Below are 11,505 nucleotides of genomic sequence, written 5' to 3' on the forward strand. Positions count from 1 at the left end.
AAAACAGCGATTTGTATTTAAATACAAGTCGCTGTTTTTTATTTGGTACTTATTTAATTTTACAACTTATTATATAGCACTCTTAGATTTTAAGAATTCATATAATTTATCAATTCCTTTTGCAACATCTTTTTTTAGCACCTTTTTTACAACTAAGAAAATAGCTAACTTTTTAATAGGAGATTTTGCTTCTAAATACGTTTCTAAAACTAATTTACATTTTCCAGAACCTAATGGAGTTATCACATAAAACTGATACAATTTATCTACAGGAATTGGACTCTCCGTCATTTCTCCGTAAACCAATTGCCCTGATTTTGCTTCTTTTGTAACCACCACAAAATCTAAATGCTTTTGATTTACAACACAAACATGTTCTGACCCTAACCTTGTAACCTCATTTACATGATACTTAATTTCATTAACATCCTCTTTCCACGCTCTTCTATATGTGTAATTAGTTAATGCCTCTAACAATTCTACTGCAGCAACAGGAAATTCTTTTTCTATAATAAAACTCGGTGGTTTGTTAAAAACAACTTTACTCGGAGTAAGAAATGATTTTAATTTTAAATGACTGTTATCTATTACAGAAAACAAATAGTCTAATTGGTTGCCATCATAACGATCATTTCCTTTTTTAAAATTATATAATTTTGATTGATAATTGCCAGACAAACCAATCGTATCAGTTAACTCTTTACTAAACAACACATAATTGTCGCTATCAACAGAATTTTTCATGAGTCGATGCGCTTCAATAACTTGTTTCCCAAAAGGTTTTCTATTATTCTGAACAGTTAAAAATTGTAACTCCCCACAATGTGCAATAATTTTCAACTGCAATTTAGGAGCCGTAGAACAGGCATTACACGGACAAATTCTGTTTTTTTCTAACAGTTTTAAATGACTGTAAAATGCCGTAAAGATATGTTCTGATAAAGCCAACAACTTTTCTAAAGAAGGAATCTCATTTTCTTTATAGAAAAACAAAGCATCTCCTTCTATTTCTGCTAATTGCAACTCTTCTGTATTTGCTGCGATTAAAACTTCTAATAATTCTGAAATTACATGCTGACTGTGTTCTACTTCTGTAGTTTGAACAAATTCTGTGAATCCAGAAATATCTGGTAAAAAAAGTAAAGATTTGCCCATGCCCTATTTGTCGATTTTAAAACTTAAAACTAACTAAAAATTAGATACAAACAATTATTATTTAAGTATTCGTTCTTCCTTTTCTAAATTGTAAAAAAATAACCTCGAAGATTCTCCTCGAGGTTATTTTTTTATAAAAACATTTCTTATTTTATCTGTAAATGCTGTCCTATAGAAATTACATTATCTTTTAAAGTATTCACTTCTTTAATGGCAGCAACCGTTGTGTTAAATTTTCTAGCAATAGAATACAGTGTATCTCCTTTTTGCACTTCGTAATACTTAACAACAGTATTGTTTGGGTTTGCAGCTGCTTTTAAAACTGCTTCCGTTTTAGGATCTACTTTAAAGTCTTTCTTTTTTACATTATCAAACTCATGTAACTTATAATCTTCAATAATTTTAATCAGTTTATCTGGGTATTTCTTATCCGTTGCATACCCTGCTTTTTTTAAACCTCTTGCCCATCTTTTATAGTCATTAGACCTATAATCAAACAAAAAAGCATATCGTTTTCTTTGGGTTAAAAATGCCGAATGATCATCGTAAGAAGTTTCTACATATTGGTATTTTCTAAAACACTCTCCTTTTTCATCATCATCATGATATACACGTTCTCCTTGCCATTGTGTATGACATTTAATTCCAAAATGATTGTTAGATTTTAAGGCTAATTCACTTCTACCTCTACCAGATTCTAAAATTCCTTGTGCTAAAGTAATACTAGCAGGTATTTTATTTTCATGCATTTCTTTCACAGAAATAGGTGCATATTTTCTAATATAATCTAAAGTCTGTTTGTTTAAATTTGAGTTTTTCTTTATTAATTTTTTGGTAAGTTCTTTTTCATTTACAGAGGGTAATTTTACTGGTTTTGGCTCATTTAAAACAACGCCAGCACTTTTACTACCTTTACTCCGACTCGCTTTTTTACTAGAACCACAACTTGCAAACACCAATAAACTAACACAAAATACTAAAACTCTTAACTTCATACACTTTTAATTATCTGCTCATTTTTATTTTCTAAAACCTGATTAAAACCTGCTATTCCCTGAATACCTCCGGTATGAATTGCTAAGATTTTAGTTCCTTCAGAAAAAGTATCTTTTTTAATTAAATCTAGAATACCAAACATCATTTTTCCGGTATAAATAGGATCTAACAAAATACCCGTTTTCTCTGTAAAATCGTTGATAAAAGTAATTAATTCTTCTGTATGTTTTGCATAACCACCAAAATGATACCCTTTTTGTAATTTCCAATTATCATTTTTAATGGTATATTTTTTAATTTCTTCGGATAAAAAATTTCCTTTTAAAGCAGGGAAACCTAATACTTTCTGACGTCTTTTTAACGATTTTATCAATCCAGCCAATGTTCCTCCTGTTCCTACAGCAGCACAAACATAATCGAATGTACCATCTTCTTTTGTTAAAATTTCTTCACAACCGTTTACGGCTAAAAAATTGGTACCTCCTTCCGGAATTAAATAAAAATCGCCCCATTTGTTTTTCATTTTTTCAATGAAACCAAAAGACGTTTTTTGTCGGTATAATTCTCTAGACACAAAGTGAAATTTCATTCCATGCTCGTGTGCTTCTCTTAATGTAGGGTTTTCTTCTAAAGTCTGTGTAAGATTTTTACCCAACTCTTCGCCTCTAATAATTCCAAAAGTTTTTAAACCTTCTAATTTACCAGCAACTGCAGTTGCCAAAATGTGATTAGAATACGCACCACCAAATGTAAGTATTGCTTTCTTTTTAAGCTTTTTAGCTTCTTCTAAATTGTATTTTAATTTTCTAAATTTATTACCCGAAACAAAAGGGTGTATTAAATCTTCTCTTTTTATAAAGAGTTCTATCTTTTTTTCTTCTAAGATTGGGAGAAAAACTTGTTGGTTTTGAGCGATAAAATCACTCTCGAAAAAAGTATTGTTTGTGTTACTCAATGTTAAGAATTTGTTAGCACAAAAATAACAGATATTATTTTGTTACCTACAAAATATTTACTTTTTAAAGTTAAAATTACAACTTAAGGCTCTTTTCTCAAAAAAAACACTTAAAACACCTAAAAACAACAAATTAAAACACAATAACTATTAAAAACCTCCAATGAATTTGCCAAGTAATCACGTAGAAATCTCTAAATACTACCAAAAACAAAGAAATAACGAACTTGATTTTAAGATTCGTCTTCTTACCGTTTTCAATCCACTCACTTTTAAAGACACAAATAAGTTTATTTTCTTCTAATTAAATTGGTCTTTCTTTACAGTACATTAATACCATGCAAAAAATAAATTTACACCCCAAATTGAAATTGCTACAGGCACAATCTAACTTACAAATGATAAAGATTTTAAAGTTTTGAAATAAACACTTTGAAGACTATCTTTTTTCTTTTCTAAAACCATCAACACGAGTGTTTTGACCCCTATAAAACATTTTTTAATTAGAAGGTTTCAAAAACAAATACGGTCCTTAAAAACAAAAAAACACGAAAAAATTATATCAAAATAAGGTAAAATAAAATATTATTTAAAAAACCACACCCACCATAAGCTACTACTATAAAGAAACTTAACTTAAAACATGCAATTCTAAAACTTTTTAAAAAAAACACAATTTATTTTTCAACTTATGTAATTACAATCAAAAAAAAGTATAATTTTACTTAAAATATATATCGCGATTATGCTTCTTAAATGAACAAATACATTGTTGCCAATCAACCAGAAAAATGGCTTTTTTCGATTGATAATATTACCGTAATTTCCTCACAAGAATATCTTACCAATCCAAAATATTCTACTATAAAAAAAGCTAGAATATTTAATCTTTGTAAAAACTACAGTTACCAATCTAAAGGATACTATGTTTCTCTTTTAGCAGAAGCGAGAGGTCATTTAGCTATACCTACTGTAAAAAACATTGTAGATTTAAAAACGCTGAAACTCGTAAAAATAGTTTCAGAAGAGTTTGATGATGAAATTCAGCAAAGCTTAAAAAACATCAAATCTAGATCCTTTACTTTAAGTATTTATTTTGGTCAAAATGTTGCTCAGAAATACAAAGGACTCAGTAGTTTGTTTTACAAACATTTTCAAGTTCCGTTTTTACGTGTTCATTTTAGTTTTAATAACAAATGGAACATCCAAAGTATTGAAGCTATTTCTGAATCTGAAATACCAAACGAACATCTAGAGTGTGTATATGAATTTGCAAATCAATATTTTTCTAAAAAACGATATGATACACCAAAACTAACGACTTCAGATTTTGATTTAGCCATCTTAGTAGATCCAAATGATCCTGCGCCACCAAGCAATGCCAAAGCGCTAAAAAAGTTTGTGGATATTGCTGAAAAAATGAACATCTATGCCGAAATTATTGAACCAAAAGACCTTAGTAGATTGTCGTCTTTTGATGCTTTATTTATTCGCCAAAGTACAGAAGTAAATAACGAAGCGTACGCATTTGCACGTAAAGCACAACAAGGAGGAATTGCTATTATTGATTATCCGGATGCAATTTTAAAATGCTGCAATAAAGTATTTATGGCAGAAGCTTTAAACAACGCCAATATAGCAACTCCAAAAACAATTATTGTACATAGAGATAATGTAGAGGCAGTTCTTGCCAAAGTTGGTTTACCATGTGTGCTTAAAGCACCCGATTCTACCTTTTCTTTTGGTGTAAAAAAAGCAAAAACAGAAAGCGAATATCATGTTTTAGTAAATGAAATGCTCAAAGAGTCTGATCTTATTATTGCGCAAGAATTTTGCCCTTCTGATTACGATTGGAGAATTGGTATTATAGATGATAAACCCTTTTTTGCTTGTAAATACTACATGGCAAAAGGGCATTGGCAAATATACAATTGGAATGCAAAAAAGAAAAAAGACCAAGATGGAGACGCAGATTGTTTACCGATAGAAAAAGTACCTAAAAAAGTTTTAGACATGGCTTTAAAATCGGCAAGAATTATGGGAAAAGGACTTTACGGAATAGACATTAAAGTTGTAAATAATAAACCAATGGTGATTGAAATTAACGACAACCCAAATGTAGATTTTGGTGTAGAAGATGCCTTTTATGGCGATTTAGTGTACACAGAAATTCTATTAGCATTAAAAAAACGTTTAGAATAAAATGGGAACAAAATATAAATTGTTTGAGGTTTTTGGTATCGAGTTAGAATACATGCTCATTAATAACACCTCCTTTAAAGTTGCGCCAATTGTTGATGTATTATTGACCAAAAAAAATGGAGCGCTTACTTCTGATATCGAAAACGGAACCATTGCTTCTGATATAGAAAACGGAACCATTGCTTGGAGCAACGAATTGGTTGCACATGTTGTGGAGTTAAAAACAAACGGACCTACAGCAGATCTTACCAACTTATCGGAAGAATTTCATAAAAATATTTTAGAAATTAATGCTATTTTAAAACCGCTAAACACCAAATTATTACCAACGGCTTGCCATCCTTTAATGAATCCTTTGCAAGACACACAACTATGGAAACATAGTTATAGTGAGGTTTACGAGTTATACAATAGAATTTTTAACTGTAAAGGTCACGGTTGGTCTAATGTACAAAGCACACATATTAATTTACCTTTTTATGATGATGTTGAGTTTAAAAAACTACATGCTGCCATTCGTGTTATTTTACCATTAATTCCGGGTTTAAGCGCAAGTTCGCCTATTTTAGAAGGTAAATTTACTGGTTTTAAAGATACCCGACTAGAGTACTACAAAACCAACCAAAAAGAGATTCCGGAAATGACAGGAAGTATGATTCCTGAGCAAGTGTTTTCTAAATCGGATTATCATAAAACGATCTTTGATCCTATTAAGAAACAGATTAAAAAACACGATACCCATAATATTTTAGACCATCATTTTTTAAATTCTAGAGGTGCCATTGCTCGTTTTGATAGAAATGCCATCGAAATTAGATTGGTAGATATACAAGAATGCCCAAAGGCAGATATTGCTATTTGTGTGTTCATTATTGAAGTTTTAAAACAATTCGTCAACGGAAAATTAGCGAGTTTAGAAATGCAAAAAAGCTGGAACGAGCAAGATTTATTCGATATTTTAAACCCAATTATTAAGGAAGGTGAAAATTATAAAATCAGTAATAAAAAATACTTAACTCTTTTTAATCTTTCTGATGATTGCACTGTAAAAGAGGTTTGGAAATATCTTTTTGAATTGGTAAAAGAAGATATTTCTGAAAACTACCAAGAAGCTTTAACGATAATTTTTAAACACGGAACACTTGCAACAAGAATTGAAAATGCACTTGGTACTGATACTTCGGATAAAAATATTATAAACGTTTATACGCAATTAGCAAATTGCCTAGAAACCAACACGTCATTTACCCCAAGTAAATAGACATGAAACTGGTAATAACCTGCGAACATGGAGGGAATGAAATTCCGGATAAGTTTAATTTTCTATTTAATGATAAAGAAATTTTAAATACACATAGAGGTTATGACTTAGGTGCTTTAGATGTTTTTAATACGCTAAAGCACTTAGCCATTTATACTAATTACAGCACAACAAGTAGATTGTTCATAGAGTTAAACAGATCGCTTTGGCATAAAAACTTGTTTTCAGATTTCACAAAAAAACTATCGGATTTAGAGAAAAAAGACATCATTAAAACACACTATAACGTCTATAGAAATGCCGTAGAAAATCAGATTGAAATACTTATTACCAACCAGAATACTGTTGTACATCTTTCTATACATTCGTTTACACCCATTTTAAATGGCAGCGTTAGAAATTGTGATATTGGTCTTTTATACGATTCATCTCATCAACAAGAAAAAAAAGTTGCTGTACAACTTAAAAAAGCATTGCATGCCATAAACCCATTATGGAATGTTCGTTTTAACTATCCGTATTTAGGAAAAGCAGATGGATTTACAACGTATTTAAGAAAGCATTTTAATGAAAAATATATCGGAATTGAGATTGAACTCAATCAGAAATTTTCTAAAAACAACATTATGAATCTTCAATTAAAAGAAGATTTACAAAAAGCGATTGCTTTGTTATAAAACTAAAATATGTTAAAAAAACGCCAAATACTTAAAAAGCATTTGGCGTTTTTATTTCATATATAAAATTCTATCCACATTTAGAAGAACCACAATCTTTACAAGTTAAACAACCTTCTTGATAAATTAAATTAGTAGAATTACAATTATCACACGTATGTCCTTTTACCGCTGTACCATCTTCTACATAACGTTTTAAAGCACGTTGCACGCCGTTTTTCCAGGTACTAATCGACTCAGAATCTAACTGTAAACTTTGTATTAATTCTACAATTTTATCAATTGGCATTCCATGACGCATGGTACCAGAAATTAGTTTTGCATAGTTCCAAAATTCTGGATTAAACTTGTGAGACAAGCCTTCTATCGTTGTTTTGTATCCTCTTTTATTTTGATATTGAAAATCGTATCTTGTAAGTCCTTCTTCGTTTTTATTTTTAATGATCAATCCTTTGTCTACCCAACGCGGAATTAAAATTCCGTCTTCATCATCTGTTAATCCTGTAAAAATTTCATAAGGTCTGTTATCTACCAAACCAACAAAAGCAATCCATTTTTCTTTTTGATTTTGAAAACGAACCACATCTGCTTCTAAAGTTTGAGGACGTTTCTTAGAAAAAGTAGTCGCTATTATTTTGCTTTCTTTTTTATCATCCGCAGCAATTAATACACCAGAACGAGATCCATCTCTATAAACGGTTACCCCTTTACAACCAACTTCCCAAGCTTTTAAATACAATTCCCCTACTAATTCTTCGGTGGCATCATTTGGTAAATTAACCGTAACACTAATAGAATGATCTACCCATTTTTGAATTGCACCTTGCATTTCTACTTTACTATTCCAGTCAATATCATTCGAAGTCGCTTTATAATACGGCGATTGCTTTACCAACTCGTCTATTTCTTCTTGCGTAAAATTCTTAGAAGAGTCAATATTGTTTACATCCATCCATTGTTTAAAACGATGATGAAAAACTACATATTCTTCCCAAGAATCTCCCACCTCATCTACAAAATCTATACGTGCCTCTTTATCATTCGGATTCACCTTTTTTCTACGCTTATACACAGGCATAAACACAGGCTCTATTCCAGACGAAGTTTGCGTCATTAAACTTGTAGTACCTGTTGGTGCAATGGTTAACAAGGCAATATTTCTACGCCCATGTTCTAACATTTCATAATACAGTTTACTATCTGCTTCTTTTAATCTTAAAATAAACGGGTTTTCTTTTTCTCTATCGGCATCAAAAATAGAAAAAGCACCTCTTTCTTTTGCTAAATTTACAGAAGCTCTGTAGGTTTCAACTCCCAATACTTTGTGCACTTCGGTAGAAAACGTATTTCCTTCTTTACTTCCGTAACGAATACCTAAAGCAGCCAACATATCTCCTTCTGCAGTAATACCAATACCGGTTCTTCTACCTTCAAAAGCTTTTTGTTTAATGTTTAACCATAAATTTCTTTCGGTAGCTTTTACTGTATCTTCTTCCGGATCTGCTTCTATTTTTGCTAAAATTCCGTCTATTTTTTCTAACTCTAAATCAATGATGTCATCCATCATTCTTTGCGCAATCACAATATGTTTTTTGAACAATTCAAAATTGAATTCTGCCTTTTTTGTAAACGGGTTTTCTACGTAAGAAAACAAGTTCATCGCTAATAAACGACAAGAATCATACGGACATAAAGGAATCTCGCCACAAGGATTTGTAGAAACCGTTTTATACCCTAAATCTGCATAACAATCTGGCACAGACTCATTGATAATCGTGTCCCAGAATAAAATTCCTGGTTCTGCAGATTTCCAAGCATTGTGTACAATTTTATTCCAAATATTGGTTGCTTTTATTTCTTTGGTATACAAAGGATTTTCACTAAACGTAGGATATTTTTGCAAATACTTTCCGTCCGCTTTTACAGCCTTCATAAATATATCGTCAATTCTTACAGAAACATTGGCACCTGTAACTTTTCCCTGTTCTAATTTTGCATCAATAAAATCTTCTGCATCTGGATGATTGATAGAAACAGACAACATTAACGCGCCTCTTCTACCATCTTGCGCTACTTCTCTTGTTGAGTTAGAGTAACGCTCCATAAACGGAACAATACCTGTTGATGTTAATGCTGAATTTTTTACAGGAGATCCTTTAGGGCGAATGTGAGATAAATCGTGCCCAACACCACCTCTACGTTTCATTAATTGTACTTGCTCTTGGTCTATTTTCATGATGCCACCATAAGAATCAGACTCTCCTTTGTTACCAATTACAAAACAATTAGACAAAGATGCAATTTGAAAAGGATTCCCAATTCCTGCCATTGGGCTTCCTTGCGGCACAATGTATTTAAAGTTTTTTATAGCCTCAAAAACTTCTGATTCCGTTAATGGATTGGTATATTTTTGTTCTACTCTAGCTATTTCTGAAGCAATTCTTTGATGCATTTCATCAGGAGTACTTTCATAAATATTATCGGCAGAATCTTTTAAAGCATATTTATTTAGCCACACAGATGCAGCTAATTCATCTCCCTTAAAATAGTTAAGTGCAGCTTTTAAAGCTTCGTCTCTAGAATATATTTTTCGAGGAGTGATTACGGTTTCAGGTTTCATAGTAATTAAGGAGTTTTTAAGGAATAAATATCCCGCAAATATACAACCTAAAAGATGACAATTATCATAAAGTTTCAAGAAAAAACAACCAAAACACTAATAATCAACAATATAAAAAGTTATAAACACCAAAAAGTTAACAAATAATTTAATTTTTATTAAATTAATAGTGTATAAAATAAAGCTTCTAAATATCAGCATTTTAAAGTTGATTTTAGATTATTTATGTAAAAACGTAGTGTTTCTAAAATGAAGGAAATACCTTTAAATTAGACAGTTTTTTGACTCTTATTCAAAACAAATTTTTCTAACTACGGAAACCCGTAAAATAAATCTTTTTTTTTATTGCAATTTTATACGAGCTATGAATTGGGATGATTTTTTTTCTAGTATATAAAGTTGATAATCATTACAAAAAATAAAAAACATAATAATTATATAAAAAAATAAACTATGGAAATACAAAATAAACTAAAATCATTAGCCGACAAAATTGTCCAAATGAAAGAAAAAATTGGAACTGAAGAAGCTACAAAAAATGCTTTCATAATGCCATTTATAAATATTTTAGGATATGATATTTTTGACCCAACAGAAGTTATTCCTGAATTTACAGCAGACCTAGGTCTTAAAAAAGGGGAAAAAGTTGATTATGCGATTTTTCAAAATAGCGAACCCATTTTAATAATAGAATGCAAAAACTGGAAAGAAGATTTAAACATTCATAATTCACAATTATTTAGATATTTTCATGTAACTAAAACAAGATTTGCACTTCTAACAAATGGAATTGAATATAAATTTTATTCAGATTTAGAAGAATCAAATAAAATGGATGAAAAACCATTTCTTGAATTCAACGTTTGCAAAATTAAAGAATCAACAATTAATGAAATTGCAAAATTCCATAAATCAAATTTTGACATAAACAAAATTGTTGACAACGCTAGTTCGTTAAAATATACTAAAGAAATCAAAAAAATTCTTGACAAAGAATTACAAGACCCATCATTTGAATTTGTGAGACATTTTGCAAACCCTGTTTATTCTGGTAGATTAACAGAAAAAGTTATGGAGCAATTTAAGGAATTAGTTCTAAAAGCAACAAATCAATACATCAGTGAAAAAGTAAATGACAGGTTAACTTCTGCCCTAAATAAAGAAACAGAAAAACAACAAGAACAAGTTATAGAAGAAGACCCTAAAAGCAACATAATAACAACAGAAGAAGAATTAGAAGCTTTTCAAATTGTTGTTGCTATTTTAAGACGTAATCTTTTAAAAGAAAGAATTGTTCATCGAGATACACAATCATATTTCGGAATATTATTAGATAATAACAATAGAAAACCAATTTGCAGACTTCATTTAAATGGAGGTAAAAAATATATAAGTTTATTTGACGAAAATAAAAAAGAAATTAAAGAATCAATTGAGTCAATAGATGAAATATACAAATTTGAAAAAGCGCTTTTAAAAACAATTGAAAATTATGAGTCTGAATAAAAAAAGGTTGACAACTTCTTGTATAAAAAATTACTACATTTAGCTAAATTTAAAATCAGTTACATTTTTGTAAACTTCTATTTTCCTACAGAAAATTGTCGTTCACTTTAAACGCAACTTTCAACATACAACA

General features: G+C 30.2%; 8 protein-coding genes. 4 read left to right on the top strand and 4 right to left on the bottom strand.

What is annotated here, in order from left to right; genetic code table 11:
• Positions 1–69: 69 nt before the first annotated feature.
• From GQR92_RS05210 to GQR92_RS05220, 3 genes are all read right to left on the bottom strand, one after another.
• Positions 70–1,155: a DUF2652 domain-containing protein gene (locus tag GQR92_RS05210; RefSeq protein WP_158838122.1), complete on the bottom strand. Its 1,086-nt coding sequence runs from the start codon at positions 1,153–1,155 to the stop codon at positions 70–72.
• Between the two features lie 146 nt (positions 1,156–1,301).
• Positions 1,302–2,150, bottom strand: a complete 849-nt coding sequence (locus tag GQR92_RS05215) for a glucosaminidase domain-containing protein (protein WP_158838123.1) — start codon at positions 2,148–2,150, stop codon at positions 1,302–1,304.
• Complete coding sequence (locus tag GQR92_RS05220; RefSeq protein ID WP_199269186.1) at positions 2,147–3,106, bottom strand: 1-aminocyclopropane-1-carboxylate deaminase/D-cysteine desulfhydrase; 960 nt, start codon at positions 3,104–3,106, stop codon at positions 2,147–2,149. The genes GQR92_RS05215 and GQR92_RS05220 overlap by 4 nt, the downstream gene beginning before the upstream one ends.
• 756 nt (positions 3,107–3,862) lie before the next feature.
• Here GQR92_RS05220 and GQR92_RS05225 point away from each other — a divergent pair.
• The 3 genes from GQR92_RS05225 to GQR92_RS05235 are packed head-to-tail and all read left to right on the top strand — an operon-like array spanning position 3,863 to position 7,246.
• Positions 3,863–5,308 (top strand): RimK family protein, encoded by a 1,446-nt coding sequence (locus GQR92_RS05225; protein WP_158838124.1) that lies wholly within the window; start codon positions 3,863–3,865, stop codon positions 5,306–5,308.
• Position 5,309: 1 nt separating this feature from the next.
• Entirely contained in the window at positions 5,310–6,569 is a 1,260-nt protein-coding gene (locus GQR92_RS05230) for a glutamate-cysteine ligase family protein (protein WP_158838125.1), read from the top strand.
• Between the two features lie 2 nt (positions 6,570–6,571).
• Complete coding sequence (locus tag GQR92_RS05235; protein WP_158838126.1) at positions 6,572–7,246, top strand: N-formylglutamate amidohydrolase; 675 nt, start codon at positions 6,572–6,574, stop codon at positions 7,244–7,246.
• Positions 7,247–7,316: 70 nt separating this feature from the next.
• On the opposite strand, the gene GQR92_RS05240 is transcribed toward GQR92_RS05235, so the two are convergent.
• A complete protein-coding gene (locus GQR92_RS05240; RefSeq protein WP_158838127.1) occupies positions 7,317–9,866 on the bottom strand; it encodes an adenosylcobalamin-dependent ribonucleoside-diphosphate reductase in 2,550 nt (849 codons plus the stop codon).
• Positions 9,867–10,319: 453 nt separating this feature from the next.
• Between GQR92_RS05240 and GQR92_RS05245 the strand changes: the two genes are divergently transcribed.
• Positions 10,320–11,372 carry a type I restriction endonuclease gene (locus tag GQR92_RS05245; protein ID WP_158838128.1) on the top strand — a complete coding sequence of 351 codons (1,053 nt, stop codon included), beginning with the start codon at positions 10,320–10,322 and terminating at the stop codon, positions 11,370–11,372.
• Positions 11,373–11,505: the final 133 nt, after the last annotated feature.

The organism is Polaribacter sp. L3A8 (assembly GCF_009796785.1).
GTDB lineage: Bacteria > Bacteroidota > Bacteroidia > Flavobacteriales > Flavobacteriaceae > Polaribacter.

Excerpts from the sequence above, each read along its gene's own strand:
- GQR92_RS05225 (WP_158838124.1), top strand. The coding sequence starts at position 3,863 with ATGAACAAATACATTGTTGCCAATCAACCAGAAAAATGGCTTTTTTCG.
- GQR92_RS05245 (WP_158838128.1), top strand. The coding sequence starts at position 10,320 with ATGGAAATACAAAATAAACTAAAATCATTAGCCGACAAAATTGTCCAA.
- GQR92_RS05235 (WP_158838126.1), top strand. The coding sequence starts at position 6,572 with ATGAAACTGGTAATAACCTGCGAACATGGAGGGAATGAAATTCCGGAT.
- GQR92_RS05210 (WP_158838122.1), bottom strand. The coding sequence starts at position 1,155 with ATGGGCAAATCTTTACTTTTTTTACCAGATATTTCTGGATTCACAGAA.
- GQR92_RS05240 (WP_158838127.1), bottom strand. The coding sequence starts at position 9,866 with ATGAAACCTGAAACCGTAATCACTCCTCGAAAAATATATTCTAGAGAC.
- GQR92_RS05215 (WP_158838123.1), bottom strand. The coding sequence starts at position 2,150 with ATGAAGTTAAGAGTTTTAGTATTTTGTGTTAGTTTATTGGTGTTTGCA.
- GQR92_RS05230 (WP_158838125.1), top strand. The coding sequence starts at position 5,310 with ATGGGAACAAAATATAAATTGTTTGAGGTTTTTGGTATCGAGTTAGAA.